At 70.6% G+C, this 22,690-nt stretch carries 12 protein-coding genes; 6 read left to right on the forward strand and 6 right to left on the reverse strand.

Translation table 11 applies throughout. From position 1 onward, the window contains the following. Nucleotides 1-5 precede the first annotated feature (5 nt). Together ACGFJ2_RS08340 and ACGFJ2_RS08345 are read left to right on the forward strand one after the other, a co-directional pair. A complete protein-coding gene (locus ACGFJ2_RS08340) occupies nucleotides 6-791 on the forward strand; it encodes a thioesterase II family protein (protein ID WP_393466066.1) in 786 nt (261 codons plus the stop codon). Beyond that, nucleotides 788-1,444, forward strand: coding sequence for a 4'-phosphopantetheinyl transferase family protein (locus tag ACGFJ2_RS08345; RefSeq protein ID WP_393466069.1), 657 nt, complete (start codon nucleotides 788-790; stop codon nucleotides 1,442-1,444). Before ACGFJ2_RS08340 ends, ACGFJ2_RS08345 begins: the two co-directional genes overlap by 4 nt. Here the strand turns inward: ACGFJ2_RS08345 and ACGFJ2_RS08350 are convergent. From ACGFJ2_RS08350 to ACGFJ2_RS08370, 5 genes are all read right to left on the reverse strand, one after another. After that, nucleotides 1,439-2,599, reverse strand: coding sequence for an acyl-CoA dehydrogenase family protein (locus tag ACGFJ2_RS08350; protein WP_357942105.1), 1,161 nt, complete (start codon nucleotides 2,597-2,599; stop codon nucleotides 1,439-1,441). The two genes, ACGFJ2_RS08345 and ACGFJ2_RS08350, sit on opposite strands and share 6 nt — an antisense overlap. After that, the gene (locus tag ACGFJ2_RS08355) at nucleotides 2,596-6,429 is read right to left on the reverse strand and encodes an SDR family NAD(P)-dependent oxidoreductase (RefSeq protein WP_393466072.1); all 3,834 of its coding nucleotides are present in this window, start codon (nucleotides 6,427-6,429) and stop codon (nucleotides 2,596-2,598) included. Before ACGFJ2_RS08355 ends, ACGFJ2_RS08350 begins: the two co-directional genes overlap by 4 nt. Then, complete coding sequence (locus tag ACGFJ2_RS08360; RefSeq protein ID WP_393466075.1) at nucleotides 6,426-11,138, reverse strand: SDR family NAD(P)-dependent oxidoreductase; 4,713 nt, start codon at nucleotides 11,136-11,138, stop codon at nucleotides 6,426-6,428. Before ACGFJ2_RS08360 ends, ACGFJ2_RS08355 begins: the two co-directional genes overlap by 4 nt. Nucleotides 11,139-11,222: 84 nt before the next feature. Continuing rightward, on the reverse strand, nucleotides 11,223-12,044 hold the full coding sequence (locus ACGFJ2_RS08365) for an ABC transporter permease (protein WP_357942111.1): 822 nt from the start codon (nucleotides 12,042-12,044) through the stop codon (nucleotides 11,223-11,225). Then, nucleotides 12,034-12,870: an ABC transporter ATP-binding protein gene (locus ACGFJ2_RS08370; protein WP_357942113.1), complete on the reverse strand. Its 837-nt coding sequence runs from the start codon at nucleotides 12,868-12,870 to the stop codon at nucleotides 12,034-12,036. The genes ACGFJ2_RS08365 and ACGFJ2_RS08370 overlap by 11 nt, the downstream gene beginning before the upstream one ends. A gap of 294 nt (nucleotides 12,871-13,164) precedes the next feature. Here ACGFJ2_RS08370 and ACGFJ2_RS08375 point away from each other — a divergent pair, with 294 nt between their 5' ends. From ACGFJ2_RS08375 to ACGFJ2_RS08385, 3 genes are all read left to right on the forward strand, one after another. Continuing rightward, nucleotides 13,165-13,881 carry a phosphotransferase gene (locus ACGFJ2_RS08375; RefSeq protein ID WP_357942114.1) on the forward strand — a complete coding sequence of 239 codons (717 nt, stop codon included), beginning with the start codon at nucleotides 13,165-13,167 and terminating at the stop codon, nucleotides 13,879-13,881. Further along, nucleotides 13,878-14,357 (forward strand): DUF1707 domain-containing protein, encoded by a 480-nt coding sequence (locus tag ACGFJ2_RS08380; RefSeq protein WP_357942116.1) that lies wholly within the window; start codon nucleotides 13,878-13,880, stop codon nucleotides 14,355-14,357. Before ACGFJ2_RS08375 ends, ACGFJ2_RS08380 begins: the two co-directional genes overlap by 4 nt. A 63-nt stretch (nucleotides 14,358-14,420) precedes the next feature. Then, nucleotides 14,421-15,845: a lanthionine synthetase LanC family protein gene (locus tag ACGFJ2_RS08385; RefSeq protein WP_358177403.1), complete on the forward strand. Its 1,425-nt coding sequence runs from the start codon at nucleotides 14,421-14,423 to the stop codon at nucleotides 15,843-15,845. A gap of 11 nt (nucleotides 15,846-15,856) precedes the next feature. On the opposite strand, the gene ACGFJ2_RS08390 is transcribed toward ACGFJ2_RS08385, so the two are convergent. Beyond that, nucleotides 15,857-16,759 (reverse strand): hypothetical protein, encoded by a 903-nt coding sequence (locus ACGFJ2_RS08390; RefSeq protein WP_357942120.1) that lies wholly within the window; start codon nucleotides 16,757-16,759, stop codon nucleotides 15,857-15,859. 317 nt (nucleotides 16,760-17,076) lie between these two features. Here ACGFJ2_RS08390 and ACGFJ2_RS08395 point away from each other — a divergent pair, with 317 nt between their 5' ends. After that, nucleotides 17,077-22,470 (forward strand): VWD domain-containing protein, encoded by a 5,394-nt coding sequence (locus tag ACGFJ2_RS08395; protein ID WP_357942122.1) that lies wholly within the window; start codon nucleotides 17,077-17,079, stop codon nucleotides 22,468-22,470. The last annotated feature ends 220 nt before the right edge of the window (nucleotides 22,471-22,690 follow it).

Here is a 22,690-nt window from a genome sequence, read left to right on the forward strand (position 1 = left end):
GCACGATGACCGTCAATGATGTGACCAGCGAAGACGCGATCCAGCGGTGGCTGCCGTTCCGGGCCCAGACCGGCGCGGCGGCCGACGCGCTCGCGCTGTTCTGCCTGCCGCACGCCGGGGGCGGGGCCTCCGCCTACCGGGCGTGGCAGCACCGGTTGCCGGGTGTGGCGGTGCTGCCGGTCCAGCCGGCCGGCCGGGAGAACCGGCTGCGCGAACCTCCGTACGAACGGATGACGCCGTTGGTGGCCGACCTGGCCGACGTCATCCTGGCCGAGGTGAGCGGAGGTCGCCGGTACGCCGTCTATGGGCACAGCCTGGGCGCGCTGGTCTCCTTTGAACTGCTGAGGGAGATCCGCCGCCGAGGCGGCCCCGCGCCGGTGCACCTGTTCGTCTCCGGCTGCGTCGCCCCGCACCGGTCGTTCGACGACGGGCCGCCGGTGCGCGGCATGAGCAGCTCCGAGCTGGTGGAGCTGCTGCGCAAGCTCGGCGGAACCCCCGACTGGCTGCTGAACGACCCGTCCGTGCTGGAGATGATCCTGCCCGCCATGCAGGCCGACTTCAGCGTCAAGGAGACCTACACGTATTACCCCGAACCCCCGCTGGACGTCCCGATCACCGCGCTGCCGAGCACCGACGACCCGCGGGCCGGCCGGGAGCTGGTGGCCGCGTGGCGGGAACAGACGACCGGGCGGTTCGACCTGCACACGTACGTCGGCGGGCACTTCGCCGTCTTCGAGCAGGCGAAGCTGACGTACAAGCACGTCTCGGAGGCGCTGCGCGCGTGGGTATGACGCAGCCCAGAGTGTGGAAGATCCACCTCGACCGGCCGTTGGCGCCGGGCGGGTGGCGGTCGCTCTCCGACGCCGAGCGCGAGCGGGCCCGACGGCTCGGCTCGGCCCGGGAGCGGCACCGGTTCATGGTCGCGCACGCCGCGCTCCGCGCCATACTCGGCGAGGTCTGCGGCGTGCGCGCCGCGCGTCTGGCCTTCGGCGCGGAGGAGAGTGGTCGGCCGTACGTAGCTCTGCTCCGCGGCCGGGGAGCGCCCGACTTCAACCTGTCCCACTCCGAGGAGTGGGCGCTGGTGGCGGTGGCGCCGCCGGGCTCCAGGGTCGGCGTCGACGTCGAGCGGATCCGCGACGACCTCGACTGCCTGGCGATGGCCGGCAGCATGTACCAGCCGGAGGAGGTCGACCGGCTGCGCGAGGCGGGCCCTTCCGGCCTCCGTACCGGATATTTCCGCCTCTGGACGGCCAAGGAGGCGTACGTCAAAGCCGTCGGCGTGGGCCTGGCCGGACTCCGCAATGTCCTGGTACGCGAGGAGAGCACGACCCATGGGGCCGTGCTCTCCCTTCCCTCGCCGCCCGGCGCCGCCCTGCCTGTCCGCTGGCTCGGCGTCGCGCCGGGCTACGCCGCGGCGGTCGTCACCACCGCGGCCGCCTCATGACCGTTTCGACACGGGCACTACATACCGGCTGAACACCAGGTCACGCAGTACGTCGTCACCACCCTCGACGATCGACACATAGCGCACGTCCCGCAGCAGCTTGCCGATGACCGAGTCGTGCGTGTAACCGAGCCCGCCGAACATCTCCGAGGCCGTGGATGCGATCTGCCACCCCGTCTGCCCGCAGAACATCTTCGCGGTGAGCGCCGACTTGAGCGTCCCGACCCGCAGGAACTCCTCGCCGGCGTCCGGCCGGGCCGCGACCGCGTCGTACGCGCGCGCCGCCGCCAGGCACTGGTTCACCATCACGTCGATCTGCATCTCGAACTGGCCCAGCCGGCTGGCGAAGACCGCGTTGTTGGCCAGCGGCGAGCCCTTCACCGACTTGGACTTGCCGTACTCCATGCACACGTCGCGCACCCGGCGGGCGATGCCGAGCGCGGTCGTGGCGATGAGGATGCGGCTGGCGTTCAGCCCGACCTCCAGCAGCCGCAGGCCGTTGCCGCGCAGTACGTTGGCCGCGGGCACCCGGCAGTCGGTGAGCGAGACCTGGTAAGTCGCCGACGAGCGCAGCCCGATGACGTCCCACCGCTTGTCCACGCGGATGCCGGGCGTGTCGCGCGGCACCAGGACCGCGAGGTAGCCCGCCGGGTCGTCCTGGGCCCGCGCGATCACCACGATGAACTGCGCGAAGTCGGTGTTGGTGGAGAACGCCTTCTGGCCGTTGAGCACGATCTCGTCGCCGTCGCGGGTCGCCGTGGTGGAGATCCTGGCCAGCTCGCTGCCCGCCGCGTGCTCGCTGCCGAGGGTCGCGCAGAACCCGTTCTCCGCCGCCATACGGCCCAGGTGGCGCTCCCGGAGCTCGGCGGAGCCGTACCACTGGACCATGCTCGTCGTGAGCACCGGGATGAACAGCGTGAACGCCACGCCCGCGTCGGCATAGGCCAGCTCGGAGACGATGCGGACGCTCTCCTCCAGGCCCAGCCCGAGCCCGCCCGCCTCCTTGGGCAGCCACCAGTTCGCCAGGCCGGTGTCGGCGAAGCGCTTGTAGAGCGGCATCGGCGCCTCGGCCAGCGAGTCCAGGTAGGCGTCCTTGTCGAGCAGCTCGCGCCGGGCGAAACTCTGGATCTTGCGGAGATACTCGGGCTGCTTCACGCGTCCTCCCTTGAGTCCAGCAGTGCGGCGAGTTGGCGGATCGTCGGGCACTCCAGCAGCCCGGTGACCGGCACCGAGGCGTTCAGGGCCTTGCGGATCCGGGTGGTCAGCTCGATCGCGAGCAGCGAGTGGCCGCCGAGCTCGAAGAAGTTGTCCGTGGCGCCGATCGGGTCGATGCCCAGCACCCTCGACCAGATGCCGGACAGCGTGGTCTCGGTGCCCTCGTTCGGCTCGACGTACGGGGTGCTCAGGTCCGGGCGCGGGTGGCGCTCGCGGTCGTCGTCGAGATCGTCGTCGCCGGCGTCATGGATGTCACCGGTGACCCACTGCGCGATGCGCGCCTCCAGCGAGCCGGTCGAGATGACCAGGTGCCCGACGCGGTCGGCCGCCGACAGCGCCCGCTCGAACACGTCCACGCCCTCCGCGGGCGTCATCGCGTAGTCGATCACCGCGCCGCTGTGGCCTTCGAGCCGGTCGGGGTCGATGTTCCAGGTGTCCCAGTCGACGGTGACCCATCGGCCGCCGCGCAGCCGGGCCACGCGGATGTAGGCGTCCAGCGCCGCGTTCGCCGACGCGTACGGCGCCAGCGTCATCCCGCCGAGCACCGCCGCGATCGACGACAGCGTGACGCGCCGGTCGCGGGCCTGCTCTCCCAGTACGGCCTCCAGCACGTGGAAGCCCTTGACCTTGGCGGCCAGGTGGGCGTCGCACTGGTCGCGGTCCATGAGGTGGGCGAAGTTGAAGTAGCCGCCGTCCTGGACGCCCGCGCCGTGCACGGCCACGTCGATGCCGCCGAAGCGCTCGACCGCCGCCTCGACGACCGTCCGCATCCCGGCCTCGTCGGCCACGTCGGCCGACAGGGCGAGCACGGTCGCGCCGCGCTCCTCCAGGTCGCGGATGTTGCGGATGTGCCGGGCCGTACGCTCCCCGCCCTGCGGCACCGCGGCCAGGAAGGCGTCCCACTCCTCGCGGGGCGGCAGCGGGGCGCGGGCGGTGAGCACCAGGCGGCAGCCGTACCGGCCGGCCAGGTGGCGGGAGAGCATGAGGCCGACGTCGCCGAGACCGCCGGTGATCAGCACGGTGTCGCCGTCGCGGAACGGCTGCTCCTCCGGGCCGGGCTCGTCGATGGGGTACTGCTCGTACTGCCGCAGCCACGTCTCGCCCGAGCGCACCGCGACCGGCCCTTCGTGCGGAGCTACGGATGCGGCCAGGATCTGTGTGGCCAGTTGCTCAGGATCGATGTCGGAGCCGACGTCGATGTGGCGGCAGCGCAGGCGCGGGTTCTCCTGCTGCAGGCTCGGCGCCAGCGCCGCGAGCGTCGCGTGCTCGGGGTGGCGCAGGTCCGAGCCGACCACACCCACCGCTCCCGACGTCAGCAGGACCAGCTCGGCGCGCGGCGCGGAGCCGGTGTTGTCGACGAGCTCGCGGGCCAGCGCGAGGGCGGAGTAGAAGCCGCGGCTCTGCTCGGCGTCGAAGTGGGCGACCGGGTCCGGTCCCGCCTCGGCGGCGGACAGGCTGAAGGCGTGAATGATCGAGCGCGGATTGACCACGAGCGAGTAGAGCACTTCGGCCATGTCGTCCGCCTTGTCGGGGCGGATCGTGAAATGTCCGGCGTCGTCTTCGTCGAACCGGTCGCCCCGGCGCACCGCGGTCACCTCGGCGCCCGCCTCGGTCAGCCGCTCGACCAGGGCCTCGCCCCGGGCGTCGTCGGTGAAGACCAGCCAGGGACCGGCCAGGCGGAGCTGCTCGTCCAGGCCGTTGAGGGTAAGGGGCCGCTGCCGCCACGTCGGCAGATGGGTCCACTTCGAGCGGTCGAACGTCTTGCCGGTGCTCGGCGGCGCGGCCAGCATGCTCGGGTTGGCCTTGACCCAGAACCGGCGCTTCTGCCAGGGGTAGGTGGGCAGCTCGACCCGCAGGCCCGCGCCCTGGTGCAGGACCGCCCAGTCGATGGCGCTACCGGCCTGCCACAGCTTGCCCAGAGTGGCCAGGAGCCACTCGGCGGCGCTCTCGCCGCCGGCGGGGGCCACGGCGATCTCCTCGACGCCGGACGTGTCCGTCCCGTCGTGGAGCAGGCGAACGCTGAGCGCGGTGAGCGCCTCGGCGAGCGCCGCGACCGCGTCCTCGGGGGAGGCGGTGGCGCCGATGGAGGCGGCAGCGCCAGCGGTGCCGGGGCGGGTCAGCCGGTCGGCCGTCGCGCGCAGGTCCGCCCACCAGGCGGCCGGTACGTCGCCGCCCGGCGTGACCAGCCGGACCTTGGGGTTGCGGCGCTGCGTCTTGGCGTCGATCCAGCGCGCCGGGTCGCCCAGCGCCGCGACCGCGTCCTCCCGGTCCCGGACCACGACCGCCCGCCGCGTCGCGAAGCCGCCGCGCGACACCTGGAGCGTGTACGCCACGTCCGCCAGGTCGTCGGCCAGGTCACCGGAGAGGTGCTCCCGCAGCAGCCCGGTGAGGTCGGACAGCGCCTGCCCGTCGGCGGCCGAGAACGTCAACAGGTGCGGTCCTGGCCGGGCCGCCCGCGCCGGCCGTACCGGCGCCTGCTCCAGCACCACGTGCGCGTTGGTGCCGCCGAGCCCGAACGAGCTGACCCCGGCCCGCCGCGGATGCGGACCCGCGGGCCAGGCCCGGTGCTCGGTGAGCACCGTGAACCGGTCCCGCGCCGTCGCCAGCGCCGGGTTGGGCGTCTCATAGTGCGGGGTGCCCGGCAGCAGTTCATGCTTGAGGGTGAGCGCGGCGCGCATCAGCCCGGTGACACCGGAGGCGCGGTCGAGGTGACCGATGCTGGGCTTGAGCGAGCCCAGCACGCACGGCGTCTCGCGGGGCTGGGCGAACACCCGGTTCATCGCGGCCAGCTCGATCGAGTCGCCCAGCATGGTGCCGGTCGCGTGGCACTCGACGTAGCCGACGGTGTCGGGCTTGACCCCGGCCACGCCCAGCGCGGACTCGATGACCTCGGCCTGCCCGTCGACGCCGGGCGCGGTGTATCCGGCGCGGGTCCGGCCGTCGTTGTTGGCCGCGGAGCCGAGGATGACCGCGTGGATGACGTCGCCGTCCTTGAGCGCGTCGGACATGCGCTTGAGCGCGACCGTCCCGACGCCGCTGCCCATGACCGTGCCGCCCGCCTCGGCGTCGAAGCTGCGCACCCGGCCGTCGGGCGACATGATCCCGCCCTGCTCGTACAGGTAACCGGCGGGCTGGGGGAGCGGCGCGAACGCGCCGCCGGCCAGCGCGATGTCGCACTCGTACGTCAGCAGGCTCTGGCAGGCCAGGTGCACCGACACCAGCGAGGTGGAGCAGAAGGTCTGCACGGTGACGGCCGGGCCGCGCAGCCCGAGCTTGTAGGAGACGGTCGAGGCCAGCGAGTCGCGCTCGTTGCCGGTGGCCATGAGCAGTGCGCCGCCCGGCTGGCCGGCGAGGTGCTGGATGTTCTGGACGATGTAGTCGGGGAAGCCGCAGCCGGCGAAGACGGCGACCTGCCCCGGCGTGTCGGTCGGGCAGTAGCCGGCGCTCTCCAGCGCCTCCCACGAGCATTCGAGGAACAGCTTGTGCTGGGGATCCATCGTCTCGGCCTCGCGGGGGTTGATCCCGAAGACCGTGGCGTCGAACTGGTCGAGGCCGTCGATCGGGCCGCCGACGCGGACGTAGCGCGGGTCGGCCACCTTGCCCGGCTCGACGCCGGACTCGGCCAGCTCCTCGTCGGTGATCTCGCGCAGCCCCTTGATCCCGGCGAGCACGTTGCGCCACAGCTCGCCGACGCTGCTCGCCCCCGGAAAGCGACCGGACATCCCGATCAGGGCGACCGCCGAGTCGTAGTCCGTCTCAGTGTCCGTCATGATGCCGCCTTCCCGCGGAGCATGTTGCGTCGCTGTTCGATGCGGGACCGCCGCTGGTCAAGGGCCCCGAGGGTCTGCTGGTCCTGCTCGCCTCCCGAGGTCGCGGCTTCGGCGAGCGAGGCGACCGTGGGCGACTGGTAGAGGATGTGCGGCGGCAGGTAGGACAGTTCGAGGGCCTTGCGGACCTCGGCGATGATCTCCATGCCGAGCAGCGAGTTGCCGCCGAGCTCGAAGAAGTTGTCGTGGATGCCGACCTGCTCCAGGCCGAGCGCCTCGGCCCAGACCGCGGTGATGGCCTCCTCGGCCGGTGACTGCGGCTCGACGTACGCGGTCGACAGCTCGGGCCGTGGGTGGCGGCCGAAGGCGTCGCGGATCTTCTTCACCGTGGCCTGGTGGCTCTCGATCGACGAGCGGCGGCTCATCGCGACCAGCGGGGCGAAGTCCTGCGTCGAGGTGATGACGTGGGCCTCGCCGCTGGCCAGCACCCGCAGCAGCGTCTCGTAGCCCTGGTCGAAGGTGATGCCGAAGTTCTCCCGATACCAGGTGAAGTAGTGCTTGGAGCCCTCGTCGTAGTTCTCCAGGCCGTCGGTCCAGCCGTTCCAGGTCCACTCGCACCAGTCGATCGCCGTCACGGTCACGCCGGGCAGCGGGTCGCTCAGCGCGTACGCGTCGAGGAAGGCGTTGGCCGCGCAGTAGTCGACCTGGCCGGCGCCGCCGCCGGTCGCCGACGTGGTGGAGGAGAACAGCGCGACGAAATCAACCGGTATGTCCTTCAGCGCCTCACCGATGGCCAGCGTGCCCGCCACCTTCGGCGCCAGCGTCCGCTGGATGTCGGCGGCCGTCTTGAACTGCATCAGGCCGACGGCCGGCACCCCGGCGCAGTGCAGCACGCCGTTCAGCTCGCCGAACGTCTCGATCGCCGCGCCGACCGCCCGGCGCACGTCGGCGGGCTGGGAGACGTCGCCGGCGACCGTGACGACCTCGATGCCCGCGGCCTCCAGCCGCCGCAGCCCCTCGATCCGCCTGCGCACCTCGTCGGCGGTGCGCTCCGAGGCCAGGATGGGGCCCCACTGGTCCTTGGGCGGCACGGGGGTGCGGCCCATCAGGACGAGGCGGGCCTGGTAGTGCTCGGCGAGCCGTTCGGCCATGGCCAGGCCGATGCCGCCGAGGCCGCCGGTCACGAGGTACGTGCCGCCCCGGCGTACCTGGGCCTTGGGGGCGTCCTGGTCGATGCACGACGCGTCGAGCACCTCGTACTCCGGGACCCAGCGCCGGCCACTGCGCAGCCCCACGACCTGGTCGGCGGGTTCGGCGCGCAGTTCGGTGAGGAGGTCGCGCGGTGACGAGGCCGTGTCGATGTCGATCAGGCGGGTGCGCACGCGCGGGTACTCGACCGGGATCAGGCGGGTCGGGCCGAGCAGGGTGCCGCGTTCCGGGATGACCCGGTCGCCGGGGAGCACTCGCTGGCCGCCGATGGTGACGATGTCGAGCGACCACCGCGTGATGCCCATGTCGCCCGCGGCCCGCGCGAGCGCGACCAGGGTGTGCAGGCCGCGCCGCAGGCACTCGTCGGTCGAGTCGGGGTTCTCCTCGGCGGTCCACAGATGCACCACGCGCTCGGGCTCGAAGTTCCGCTCGGCCAGGGCCCGCAGCGCGCTGACGGCGTCCTCCGGCGAGCCGGGCCGGACCACCAGGCCGTCGGGCCCGGCGGCGAACCGCTCACCGGGACGGACCAGCACCACCTGGCGCCCCGCCGCCTCCAGATGCGCGCGCAGCGCGGTGGCCAGCGTGTCGGCCCGGCCCGCGTCGGTGTACACCAGCCAGCGGCCCGCCTCCTCCTCGCGCGCCGGGCGCGGCGCGGTCTGCCGCCAGGTCGGCACGTTGATCCAGCGCTCGTCGGGCAGCCGGGGGAGGGCGTTCAGGATGCTGGTGGGGTCGCTGTCGTCGATCGCGGGCGCGCCGGTGCTCGCCGCGGTCTGGTCGATCTCCAGCCAGTAGTCCTGGTGCTCGAAGGGGTAGGTCGGCAGCGGGATCCGGCCGGGCGCCCAGCCGGCGTGCAGCGCCGCCCAGTCGACGGAGACGCCGGCCAGCCAGAGCTTGCCGACGGCCGTGGCGGTGGCGGCGTGGGTGTCGACGCGGTCGTTCGCGGCGGGCAGTGTGGTGACGATCAGCGGCCACTGGGCGCGGTCGCACTCCGGGTGGCCGCGGGTGAGCGCGCCGAGCGACTGGCCGGGGCCGATCTCCACCAGGGCGAGGTCGCCGGAGCCGAGCACGTGCGCGAGCCCGGCGCCGAACTCCACGGTCTCGCACATGTGCCGTGACCAGTAGCCGGGGTCGGTGACGACGTCCGCGGTGGCCAGGCGGCCGGTGACGTTGCTGACGTACGGGATGACCGGGGGGTGCAGGGTGACGTTGTCGCTGATCCAGGCGGTCAGCTCGGCGGCCACCGGCTCCAGCATCCGGGAGTGGAAGGCGTGCGTGGTGTCCAGGCGGCGGCAGCCGATCTTCGCCTCCAGCAGCAACGCGCCGGCCGCCTCGACCGCCGCGACGGGCCCGGCCAGGACCAGCTGCGAGCCGGTGCGGACCGCCACGTCCAGGTCGCGGGTCAGCAGGTCGCCGAGCACCGCGCGCAGCCGCCGCTCGTCGGTGGCCACCGCGAGCATGGCGCCCTCGGGCTGCGAGGTGATCAGCTTGGCCCGGTAGGCGACCAGCCGCAGCGCGTCGGGGAGCGAGAGCACGCCGGACAGGCAGGCGGCCACGTACTCGCCGAGGCTGTAGCCGACCATGACCTCGGGGGCGATGCCCCAGCGGATGAGCTGGCGGGCCAGCGCGTACTCCGCCACGAAGACGGCGGGCTGGATCAGGTGCGCCTCGACCGTGGAGGGAGTCGCCGCCTCGCCGGTCCGGCCCAGGAGCCGGGCCAGGTCGCCGCCCGTGTCCTGGCGCTCGGCGGCCACGAAGACGTCGGACAGCTGCGCGGCCTCGGTGAGGCCGAGGACGGTCAGGCACTCGTCGACGTCGTCGCGGAAGGCGGGCTCGTCGGCGTAGAGCGCGGCCACCATGCCGGGGTACTGCTCGCCGACCCCGGCGATCAGGAAGCCGACCCGGCGGCCCACGGTCGCGTCGTTACGGCCCAGCCGCCCGGCCGGGTCGGCCAGCAGGGTAGCGGCCTTGCCGGTCGAGTCGGCCACGACGACCCTGCGGTGGTTGAAGACCTTGCGGCCGACCTGCAGCGTGTAGGCGACGTCGCCCAGTTCGAGGTCGGAGTCGATCTCCAGCCGGTCGGAGAGTCTGACGCAGGCGTTCTCGGCAGCCGACTCGGAGCGGGCCGACAGCGGCAGCACCTGCCAGCGGCGGGACCGCTCGGGGCGCCGCTCGGGCCGCGGGGCCTCGGTGACGATGGCGTGCGCGTTCGTGCCGCCCATGCCGAGCGAGCTGATGCCCGCGATCCGGGGCCGGTCGTCGTCACGCGGCCACGGCGTGACCTCGGAGGTGACGCGGAAGGGGCTGCTGTCGAAGTCGATCTCCCGGTTCGGGGAGGTGTAGTGCAGGGTGCCCGGAATGAGCTCGTTGCGCAGTGACTGGACGACCTTGATGAGCCCGGTGACGCCCGAGGCCCGGTCGAGGTGGCCGATGTTCGGCTTGATCGAGCCGAGCAGGCAGTACCGCTTGTCCTTGGTGGGGCCGAAGGCGCTGGTCAGGGCGGCCACTTCCATCGGGTCGCCCACCTCGGTCGCGGTGCCGTGCGCCTCGACGTACGAGATCTCGGACGGGTCGACCCCGGCCCGCTCGATCGCCTTGCTGACGCACCTGCGCTGCCCGTCGATGCTGGGCGCGAGGTAGCTGAACTTGAGCGCGCCGTCGTTGTTGATCGCGGAGGCGCGGATGACGGCGAGCACGGTGTCGCGGTCGGCGATCGCGCGGTCGAGGCGCTTGAGCGCGACCACGGCGGCCCCGTCGCCGAACATGCTGCCCTTGCCCTCGGCGTCGAACGTGCGCACGTGGCCGTCGGGCGACTCCTGGCCGCCCTCCTCCCACAGGTATCCGACCCGGTCGGGGATGCGTACGGACACGCCGCCGGCCAGCGCGATCTCGCAGTCGCCCCGGCGCAGCGCGTCGCTCGCCAGGTGCACGGCGACGAGGGAGGTCGAACAGAACGTCTGCACGGCCACGCTCGGGCCCGAGAGGTTCAGGCGGAAGGAGACGTTCGTGGTGAGCGCGTCCTTGTCGTTGCCGATCATCAGGGCGGACGGGTCGATGCCCATCTCGAACGCCCTCAGCCGGGTGAGCAGGTAACCGCTGATGTTGGTGCCCGCGAACACGCCCACGCTGCCCCGCGCGTCGGGCGAGCCGTAACCGGCGGCTTCGAGGACCTCCCAAGCGACCTCCAGGAAGATCCGCTGCTGCGGATCGGCCAAGGTCGCCTCACGCGGGTTGTAACCAAAGAATCCGGCGTCGAATCCCCGGATGTCCTCGAGGATCGGCCGGCTCCTGACATAGTTCGGCTGCTGGAAGGTCGCCGGACTGACCCCCGCGTCGATCAGCTCCTCGTCGGAGAATCGGGTGAACGATTCCACGCCGGTGCTGATGTTGCGCCAGAACGTCTCGACGTTGTCCGCCCCGGGGAATCGGCCGGCCATGCCGATGATCGCGATATTCGACTCGTCCGCCGAGTGTTTCGAGTCGCCGGGTGAATGCTGCTGATCCATCAACATGCCTCAATTCCGTACATGTCACTGAATTACCGATAGAAAGGCGAGCGACCCGCGGCCCCCTGGCCGCGGGTCGGCACTTCAGAGCAGGTGTCCGCGCCCCCATCCGCGCGTGAGCCTGCGGACGGCGAACGTGCCGGCGACGAGGCCGATCGCCAGCAGCACCCCGGCCGGTGCCAGAGTGCCCGCCGCGTCTCCGCGGACCGCGGCCTGCATCATCGTCAGGGCCCAGTAGCCGGGCGAGATGTGCGCGGCTACCTGGGCCCACTCGGGCATGATGCTCAAGGGCACCAGGGCGCCGCCCAGCGAGCTGAGCGTCAGGGCGCCGACGTCGGAGATCACGCTGAGCTCCCCGTGGCTGCGGACGATCGTGGCGAGTGCCGCGCCGATCGACAGCAGCGCGAAGGCCCAGATCGCGATCGCGAAGACCACGTACTGCGGGGCCCTCGGGATCGGCAGCCCGATGACGAGGCAGCCGTACACCAGCAGGATCGACTGCTGCACGACCATCACCACGAAGATCGGGATGGTCTTGCCGAGCAGCAGCTCGGTCGCCGGGGCGCGGCTGGCGCGCAGGCGGTCCCAGGTACGCCAGGTGCGCTCGACGAGGATCGCGTTGCCCGCGATGGAGATCGCGAACACCGAGAACATCACCATCAGCCCGGTCGCCACCTGCGTGGCGCCGCCTTCGACGGCCCGGACGTACAGCGGCTTGAGCACCAGCATGAGCACCATCGGCATGGCGACGTAGCTGATCATCTGGCCCGGGTCGCGCAGCCGGATGAGCGTGTTGTGCTTGGCCAGCGCGCCGATGCGGTACGCGGCGCCGCGCAGGTTCTCGACCAGGCCCGCGGGCGGCGGGGGTTCGATCCGCTGTTGGGTGTGGGGGGTGTCAAGGAGCATTGCTGACCGCCAGGGATCGGTAGAGGTCGTCGAGGGAGGGGTTGCGCACGTCGACGGTGCTGATCGGGCGGTCGGCACGGCTGAGCAGGTCGATCAGGGTGTTGGCCGGGTGGGTCGTCGAGACCGTGATCTCCTCTTCGTTGTCGAAGGTGAGCTGTACCTCGCCGGGCAGGCCGTCGACCAGCTCCTCGTGGGTGCCCCTGGCGATGACCCGGCCGTCCCTGACGACCGCGATCGTGGCCTGGAGCTCGGTGAGCTCGGGCAGGTAGTGGGTGGTGTAGACGACGGCGGCGCCCTCGCCCGCGCGCTGCTTGACCACGTCGAGCATCGCCTGCCTGGTCTCCAGGTCGGCGCCGGCCGTGGGCTCGTCGAGCAGCAGCAGCGCCGGCCGGTGGATGAGCGCGGTGGCCGCCTGGGTCCTGCGCTGCTGGCCGCCGGACAGGACCGCCGCGTGCCGGTCGATGAAGTCGGTCAGCCGCAGGGCGACCACGATGTCGTCGATGGCGGTGGTGAGCGCCTGGCCACGCAGCCCGGCCAGCTTGCCGAACAGCTCCAGGTGCTCCCTGACGCTGACGGACGGGTAGAGCGCGATGTGCTGCGGTGCGACTCCGACCTGGCCTTTGACGGCGGACGGTGGCTTACCGTCGATGGTGACGTGGCCGCCGTCCGGTCGGGTCAGGTACGACACGATCTCCACGAAGGTCGTCTTGCCCGCGCCGTTGTGCCCCACGAGCCCGACGATCTCGCCCGCGGCCACGCTCAGGCTGAACTCGTCGAGGGCTCTGACCGGGCCATAACACTTGACAAGATCGATTGCCTCCAGCAATGTGTCACCTCCTCCAGGTATTCACACCGAATGCGACGTCTGCTCTTTGTCGGAAATTAATCGGTTGAATACGATTAACTGGTGTTGGTGGCTACGATAGCGGTAGCTGACCTAGGTGACCGATGGCAGGAAGTTCCGGAAACAGTAGGCCACTGACCTTCTGCGGGATTTTGTCGCCACAACTGGTAAATCCGCACTACAGGTCCACTGTCATCAAATGACGGTAATTTGCTGCCAGTGCGCCAGTTATCGCACAACTAGAATGACTCACCTTTACCGCATAATCTGACCACCATGCGTGTGGGAACGTTGCTCGCGGCAGGGCAGGACTGCGACGTGTACGAGGCCGGGACCGGCAAGGTGATCCGGCGGGCCCGCGACGGCCGCAGCCTCGAACGCGAGGCGTCGGTCATGCGGCACGCCCGCAGGCAGGGCTTTCCGGCGCCCGAGGTCTTCGACGCCGACGGGGCCGACATCCTCATGGAGCGGGTCGTGGGCGTCAGCGTGTCGCGCGACGCCACCCGGCGGCCGTGGCGGGCGCCCGCGTACGGGCGCCTCCTGGTGGAACTGCTCCAGCGACTGGCCACCGTACGCGCGCCCGGCTGGCTGCCAGCCGCCGAGGGGGCGCCCGGCAACAACCTGCTCCACCTGGACCTGCACCCCGGCAACGTGCTCGTCACCGGCGACGGCCCCCGGGTCATCGACTGGGCGAACGCCGGCCGTGGCGCGCCGGCCGCCGACGTGGCGTGCACCTGGCTCATCATCGCCGCCGCCCCCGTGTCCGGGCCGGTCCGGCGGGCCGGGCGCCTTCTCATGGCGAAGGCGTTCGCGGACGCCGTCGACCGGCCGGCCGTGCTGCCGTACCTGACCGCGATGGCCGAGCGCCGCCGCGACGACGACAACACCCACGACGCCGAGCGGGCCGCCATCGACCGCCTGCTCGCCCGCGAGACCGCGACATCCTCCCCACGGCTCACGCCGAAAGACTCCACGCTCAAGGAGAACCGATGAACGAGCGGCGAAAGATCCGGGCGTCGGACGGCGATCGCGAGGTGGTCGCCGAGCGGCTCAGCTCCGCGCTGGCCGAGGGCCGCCTGAGCATGCAGGAGTACGACGACCGGCTGGGCCGGGCCTTCCAGGCGGTGACGTACGGCGAACTGGCGGATCTCCTGGGCGACCTGCCCCGCGCGAAGGCGAAACCGCAGCCCGCGCCGCGGGGGGCGGCGGTCCCGGCCGGACTGCTGGCGACGCTGCCGAGATGGCTCAGGATCCTCTGGGCGATCTGGGCCGTGAAGGTGTCGATCAACGTCGTGGTCTGGGTCATGCTCAGCGTGTCCGACGCGTCCCTGGTGTACTTCTGGCCCATGTGGATCATCGGGCCGCCGGGCGCCGCGCTGTTCGGGCTGTCGGCCGCGACCACCATGATGCGCCGTGGCCGTGCCCCTATGGAAGCCGCCGCGACGCCCTCACCCCTCGACGGCGGCTGACTGCCCGGAAAGCGGTGTCGGCAACCCTTAATTTCCTACCAAATGTGTGGGATAATGGGCGGCATGAGCTTGGATCGGACGCGCTCATCGAGCGAGCGTGCTGAGACACCGCTGAACGCCGCCATCATGGCCGGCCGCTGGATCCGCTCGGCGGCCGTCGACGACGAGCGCGGCCGGCACTGGCGGGCCAACCCCGACCCCCGGGGCAGGTCGGCCCTCGCCGCCGAACCGGCCTCGCTCTACGCGGGGGCGGCGGGCATCATGCTGTTCTTCTTGGAGCTGGCCGCCGCGACGGGCCACGAGGCGTACCTCGAAGAGGCCCGTGCGGGCGCCCGCTACCTCTCCGCGACCTGGGCGAACCAGACCAGCCTGTCGCTCTATCACGGTCTGTCCGGCACGGTGGTCGCGCTCGCCGAGGCCGGTTGGGTGCTCGGGGACGGGGAGTTCGAGGCGGCCGCCGTGGCCGCCGCCGACCGGATCGTCCGCTCCGCCCGCCCGCTCGACGGCGGCCCCGGCTGGTCGCGCGATCCCGCGCAGAGCGGTGACGGCGGCGTGGTGCTCGGTCTGCTGCACGCGTCCTCGATGCTCGGCATGCCCGCCTATCAGGACCTGGCCGTCGAGGCGGGCGCCCGCATCGCCCGCCTGGCCGTCCCCGGCCACCGATTCGGTGACTCCACCGGCCTGCCTGACGCGCAGGCCTGGCCCGGCGACTGCTCCGACCTGCCGGGAAAGCCCGGTGACGCGGCCGGTGGCCGGGCCGATCTGCCGGTGGACGCCGTCACCCCGGGCTTCCTGTCCGGTACGGCGGGCACGGCGTTCCTGCTCGCCCGCCTGTACGGCGTCACCGGCGACCCGCTCTTCCTCAACGCGGCCCGCAGAGGCGCCGGCTTCGTCCAGATGGTCAGCGTCGTGGCCGGGAGGTGCGCCGCCGTGCCGCACCATGTGCCGCAGGGCCGGGGGCTGCACTATCTGGGCTTCTGCTCGGGTTCGGCCGGGGTGGCGCGGCTGTTCTACGAGCTGTACCGGGTCACGGGCGAGGCCGACGACCTGGCCTGGTGCGAGCGGCTGGCGCACGGCATCGTGGAGAGCGGCGTCCCGCACCGCCGTACCCCGGGCTTCTGGAACGTCTCCTGCCAGTGCTGCGGCACGGCCGGACTGTTGGAGCTGTTCGTGGGGCTGTGGGCGGCGACGGGGCGCAAGTCGTACCTGGACTTCGCGAGCGTGCTCGCCGAGCACCTGATCGGCCGCGCGGTCGACCACGACGGGCGGGGACTGCGCTGGTACCAGGCGTATCGGCGGCTGCGCCCCGGCGAGGTGTCGGCGGACACGGGCTACATGGTCGGCGCGGCGGGCATCGGCGCCGCGCTCCTGCACCTGGACGCCGCCCTCCAGGGCGACCAGGCCCGCCGGGTGATCCTGCTGCCGGACAACCCGTTCCCCTCGATCCCCGTGCCCGCGCACCGTCTGGGCAAGAATCAAGGCAGCTGACGGCGCCAGGGTCATCTGACGGCGGATGGGACGATGTCGATGGCCTCGATCGACACGGCGGGGCGGAAGGTCAGGAAGGGACGCTCGTCGCTGTCGTTCAGGTCGGTCGTGACGAACCGCTCGGGCGAAGATCCCGGACGCACGACCCGGCCACCGGTGATGGCGAGGTAGCCGCTGAAGTTCCGCCTGGTGAAGCGGCGCTCGGTTCCGGTCGGGACGTCGATCGCGATGAGGGGGCTCTCGTCGTCGGGCTCCGGGTAGACGATGAGTTCGCGGTCGGATGTCCAGACGGAGTGCGCCCCGGGTAGGGCGACCCGGTCCTCGTGGACGCCGATCACCTTGCCGGAAAGGTCGAGGACGACGGTGGTGATGACGTCGTCCAGTGTCAGATAGGTGGCGGCGAGGAGTCGCCCGTCCGGGGACCAGCTGATGGCGTCTTCCTGCCAGTAGCCCTCGGCCGACCAGAGCGGTTGCCGGGCGCCGGTGGCGGTCTCGATCAGCACGATGCCGACGATCTCGTCGCCCACGCCGGGGATTCCGGGTCCGTTCGACAGGTCGGCCAGGACGGCGATCCGGCTGCCGTCCGGTGAGAGCGCCGCCCGCACGAAACCGTCCGAGACGAACTCCTGCCGCGCTCCGGTGGCGAGCGCGTGCAGCACCACCCGCGTGGGTTCGGCGCCGTCGTCCTGCCGCGACAGGAACACCAGCCGGGTCCCGTCGGACGACAGCGACACCGTATTGCGGGAGAGGTGGCCCGGGAGCCCCGGGACGGTCACGAACTCGTCGCTGTCGGCGTCCAGCACGAGCACGGCGTCCCGATCGAGGCCATGAGCCGCGACGACCATCCGAGCCGCCCGCACCGGCCGTGAAGCCGGCGCGTCGAATGCGATCTCCCACGACCGGTGGACGACCACGGTACCTCCCAAGAGCGGATCCGAACCGCAGCCTAGTCAATGATCACGGAACGTGGTGATTCCAGATCTGCCGCAAGCCGATCTTCATGGTGTACGTTCCCCGCTGCGATATTTATGCCCCATTTATCCGAGGTGAGTGCATGCGGCGTCTCTGCGTAATCATGGTGGGCGTGCTCGTGGCGTCCTTATTAGGACCCGTCCACGAGACATTAACCGCCAGAATGGCGGCAGCGGCAGCGGCGGTGAACGCAGCCGCCGCCCCCTGCCCCCCGAACAGCGACGACTGGTCGAACGCCGGCAGAGGTGACAAACGCTGCGTGTTCAACGCCATGTACGCCACCCGCCGCCGCATCAACAGCAGCTGCTTGACCGCCCGTCCCGCGCTCGGCACCTACATCTACCAGCAGCCCAACGAGTGCAGCAGCGGCGGCGGCATCGAGGCCATCGGGCAGGCGCGCGCCATCAAGTACGTGAACGACCACCTCGGCGTCCGGCCGCCCGCACAGCCCGGCGCGGTCATCAACCCGAACGTCCAGTGGGAGACGTACCTCAACAACGGCCGCGATCGGCCCGACATCGTCTACTACGACCGGATCGGCACCAGTTTCGCCGAGGTGGTCGAGGCCAAGGTCAAGGGCAACCCGGACTATGAGGGCTGGGGACGCCAGGTCGGCCGGTACGTCGCGGCGATCGCCGCCAACGGCGTCAACGGCGTCCGCGCCGGGTCGGTCCTCGACCGCTGGGGCGGGTACGAGGACTGGTTCCAGGTCTACGGCAAGGGAAAGACGTGCCCGCTCAGTGGCGGCGACAAGGGATACCAGCTGTCCACCTACCGGGCCACCTCGCCGGCCTCCGGCCTCCTGGACATCCGGGAGGTGAAGAAGGAGCGCAAGTGCGAGAGGCAGAAGGACCCGGCGGATCCCAACAGCCCGCCCGCCAAGATCCCCAACGTGGACGAGGACGACGACGACTTCAAGTGGGACCCCCCGGACTACCTTCTGCCGCTGATCAGGGGCATCCGGACCGTCGGTCCGACCACGCTCGCCCAGGACATCGGCGCCTATGGCAGCGTCGAACTCGCCGCGGCCGAGCTGACCGCTGAGATCGAGCTGTTCCTCGCAAGCCAGGCGGGCAGGGCGTTCCTGATCGACGCCGGCTTCATCACGGCCGAGGCGGCGCTGGCGTTCGGCATTGTGGGGCTGGTCGGCCTCATCCTGTGGTGGTATTTCAGCCACCACGGCAGTCTGGTGAAGGGCGAACCGCACTTCACCACCCCGGACAGACTGGGCTACGACCTGCAGTCCGTCGGCGAGTTCATCCTCGCCCAGTCGGACAAGTGGAACCTGGAGATCCAGGGCCGGCTCAGCCCCGCCAGCGGTGGCAGGGACGTTTCGGTGATGTTCGACGCCGCGATGGAGGCCGGCGACCACCTGGTCGAGTTCCACGAGGACGACCTGTACATCGACAACCAGAAGCGCACGCTCGACACCGGCAAGCTCCTCCACCTGGGCAAGAACGCGTTCATCCTGCGCAAGGACGACAAGTGGGCCGTCATGTTCGACGGCGTGGCCGGTCCTGCTCTGTCCTGGAGGAGAGGCGCCGCCAGCCTCTACGTGCCGCCGACCCCCGACAGCGACCTCGTGGGCCTGCTCGGCAACGCCGACGGCGACCCGAAGAACGACCTGCGTCTGCGGGACGGCACCCAGCTGCCCGCCAACGCCTCGCCGACCGTGCTGCACAGCAGCTTCGCCGACTCTTGGCGGATCGACGACAACGAGTCGCTGTTCACCTACGGTCCGGGCCAGAGCACCGCGACCTTCACGAACAAGCAGTTCCCATCCAAGATCGTCTCGGTCGCCGACCTGACGCCCGAGCAGGTCCAGTTGGCGACCACTCAGTGCGAGGCGAACGGCGTCCCGGCGGGCCTCCAGTTCAACGACTGCATCCTGGACATCGCGCTCACGGCGGACACTTCGTTCGCGAAGGCCGCCGCCGAGCAGACGAAGGCCATCCTCGACCCGACGGCGCAGGTAGCCAACGAGAACGGGGACCTGGCGATCGACTTCCAGGGGGCGCTCAGCTCGAACGTGCGGCCGTCGCGGGTGTCGACCGATCCGACGGTGAGCACGTTCGCCGGGCCGTTCAGCGGGACGGACTCGTACCGGTTCTACGCGCAGTCGCTACCGTCTCACAAGAGCGGGACGCTGAGCTTCGACCTGCTGGCCGTCGGCGACTGGGCGTCCGACACCGACACCGAGACGGTCCAGGTCGAGACCGACCGCGGCACCCCGTACACGATCACGCCGAGTACGCTGACGCCCGTCGCGACCGGGAAACTGGCGACCGGCCTGCCGTGGGCCAAGTACCGGATCACGATGCCGGTCACCCACAACAAGAGCCAGATCGAGTTCAAGACCACGGCCACCGGGGTGGCGGGCATCTCGAACCAGGCGTTCGGCATCGACAACGTCAACCTCGATCTGGACGTCACGCCGCCACAGACGTTCACGGTGTCGCTGCCGTTCGCGGCCTCGGACGGCGTCCCGGCCGCGGGAGCGGGCAACCTGGAGAGCGAGGTCGCGCGCGACGAGTACCAGTTCACGCTGGGCCAGCAGGGTTCGATCTTCGTTGACGCGCAGGAGTGCCCGGGGCTCTGGCTCAACTGGGAGCTGTTCAACGCCGCGGGCGCGAGCGTTGCCGCCAACTCTCTGTGCGGTGACAAGCGCCTCGACAGCCTCGCGGCGGGCGCGTACCGGCTACGCGTTTCACCGCACGAGGACGAGTTCGGCGCCTACAAGCTCAGCGTGAGCACGATCGCGCCCGATGTCGTCAAGACCGCGGCGATCGGCGGGCCGAAGGTGTCGCTGGCGACCACCCAGCCGGGCCAGTACGGCACCTGGACGTTCGCCGGAACAGCCGGCCAGAAGGTCTCCTTCGAGTTCACCGACGGCACCCTGAGTTCGAGCAGTGACGCCACCCTGCGGGTGAAGCGACCCGACGGGGCCGTCCTGGCGTCGCAGAGCTGCGGCAAGACCTGCTTCATCGACACCGAGACCCTGCCTGCCACCGGCACCTACTCGGTGGTGTGGGATCCGAAGGACGCCAAGACCGGCTCGCTCGCGCTGCAACTGTTCGAGGTGACCGACCTCACCGGGACGGTCGCGCTCGGAGCGCCCTCCACACTGACGAGCACGGTTCCCGGACAGGACGCGTACTGGTCGTTCGCCGGTAAGGCCGGGCAGCAGATCGCGTTCGGGGTCAGCGGGCTGACCAGCTCCGCCTACGCCTCGGTCCGCAAACCGGACGGAACCCCGCTGTACGGCTCCACCTACTGCTCGACGGCCTGCGCCTTCAACACCATCACGCTTCCCGCGGACGGCACCTACACGATCATCGTCGATCCGACCGTCGCGCGGCCGGGGCCGATGACGGCAGGGGTGATCGCGGGCGATGTCACCGGCTCCCTGACCGTCGGCGGGGCACCGGTCAAGCTGACCACCACCGGGCCGGGGCAGAACGCCATCTGGTCGTTCGCCGGGACGGCCGGTCAGCGTATCGCGTTCGCCTTTACGGGCGGGACGTGGGACAACAACGGGTACGCGCGCGCCTCGGTGCGTAACCCGGATGGAACGGACCTGTTCAAGCCGACCTACTGCAAGTCGTCGTGCACGTTCGACACGGTCACGCTGCCAGTGACCGGGACCTACACGGTGGTCGCCGACCCGTACGGGGCGGCCGTGGGCTCGATCTCCGCGCAGGTCGTCGCGGGCGACGTCACCGGCTCCCTGACCGCCGGCGGGGCACCGGTCAAGCTGACCACCACCGGGCCGGGGCAGAAAGCCACCTGGTCGTTCGCCGGGACGGCCGGTCAGCGCATCGCGTTCGTTCTGACGGGCGGGACGTTCGACAACAACGGGTACGCACGCGCGTCGGTGCGCAATCCCGACGGATCGGACCTGTTCAAGCCGGTCTACTGCCAGCCGTCGTGCGCGTTCGACACCTCCACGCTGCCGGAGACCGGAACGTACACAGTGGTCGCCGACCCGTATGGAACGGCCGTGGGCTCGATCTCCGCGCAGGTCGTCGCGGGCGACGTCACCGGGACGCTCACGCCGGGCGGCGCCGCGGTCAAGCTGACCACCACCGAGCCGGGGCAGAACCCGACCTGGTCGTTGGCAGGAAAGTCCGGGCAGCGGATCTCGATCGCGATCTCGGGCGGAACGTTCACCAGCGCGCAGGCGTTGGTGCTCGGACCGGACGGCTCGGTCTTCCTGCCGAAGAAGTCCTGCTCCACCTCCTGTTTCTTCGATGCGACCGTACTGCCGGCGGACGGCACCTACCAGGTGGTGGTCGACCCGGCCGGTATCTACACCGGCTCGGCCTCCGCCCAGGTGAACCTCGTGGCGCAGGACGTGGCGGCGCAGGTCACCGTCGGCGGGCCGGCGTCCACGCTGACGACCACGATCGCCGGACAGCACGGTGTGTGGACGTTCGCCGGGACCGAGGGCCAGCAGGTGTCGTTCAACTTCACCGGTTCGACGTTCACCTCCAGCTCGGACATCAAGGTCAAGGTCAAGAAGCCGGATGGAACCGACCTGGTCGCCGACACCCGCTGCGGCGTCAACTGCCTGCTCGAGCCGACCGTGCTGCCGGTGACCGGCACCTACACGGTCGAGCTCAACCCGCAGAACGCCAAGACGGGTTCGCTGACCCTGCAGCTCTACACGGTGACTCACCTGACCGGCAGCGTCATCGTCGGAGGCGCCGCGTCCAGTCTCACGACGACGACGCCGGGCCAGAACGGAACCTGGTCCTTCTCCGGCACCTCGGGCCAGCTCGTCTCGTTCAACTTCACCGAAGCGAGTTTCGCCAGTGCGACCGGTGCTCGGGTGTCGGTGAAGAAGCCTGACGGCTCCGTGCTGGTGGCGGCCACTTACTGCGGTCGTAACTGCTTCCTGGAACCGGTTGCTCTTCCGGTGGCGGGTACCTACACGGTGGAATTCGACCCGCAGGATGGGAATGTCGGAAAGCTGACCGCTCAGCTCTACACGGTGACTCACCTGACCGGCAGCGTCACGGTCGGAGGCGCCGCGTCCAGTCTCACGACGACGACGCCGGGCCAGAACGGAACCTGGTCCCTCTCCGGCACCTCGGGCCAGCTCGTCTCGTTCAACTTCACCGATGCCGACTTCGCCAACAGCACCGGCGCCCAGGTGACGGTGAAGAAGCCTGACGGCTCCGTGCTGGTGGCGGCCACCTACTGCGGCCGCAACTGTTTCCTCGACCCAGTGGCCCTGCCAGCCACAGGCACCTACACCGTCGAATACAACCCGCGAGAGGAACAGGTCGGCAAGCTGACGCTGAGGACCTACTCGGTCGCCGACCTCTCTCCGGTGAGGATCACCATCGGTGGTGCCACCTCGACCCTGACCACCATGACCCCGGGCCAGAACGGAACCTGGACCTTCAACGGCACCACCAACCAGAAGGTGACCTTCACCTTCACCAACTCCAGTTTCGGCAGCTCCATCGACGCCCAGGTATCGGTGAAGAAGCCCGACGGCACCGCATTGGGCTCCACCACCTATTGCGGCCGCAACTGCACCATCTCCGCGACGACTCTGCCCGCCACGGGCACCTACACCATCCTCTTCGACCCCAAGGCCGATAAGACCGGCGCCCTGACCGTCAAACTCGCGCTGGCGAGCTAGATCGGCACGACGAACCGGCGGCGTGGGCTCGGTGGTGAAAGCCACCGAACCCACGCCGCCGTGGCGTTTACGGGTGTTGGGACCTGGGCCGCCGGCAGCGTGTCCGGAAACGGCAGCCTGACGGCGGGTTCAACGGTGAAGGAACATCGCCGTTCAACACGATTTCCTGCCGCAGGTAGACGCTCTCCTTCGCACCGATCGTGGGGCTGTAAGTGACTTG

This window comes from Nonomuraea sp. NPDC049028, from assembly GCF_043197735.1.
Taxonomy (GTDB): domain Bacteria; phylum Actinomycetota; class Actinomycetes; order Streptosporangiales; family Streptosporangiaceae; genus Nonomuraea.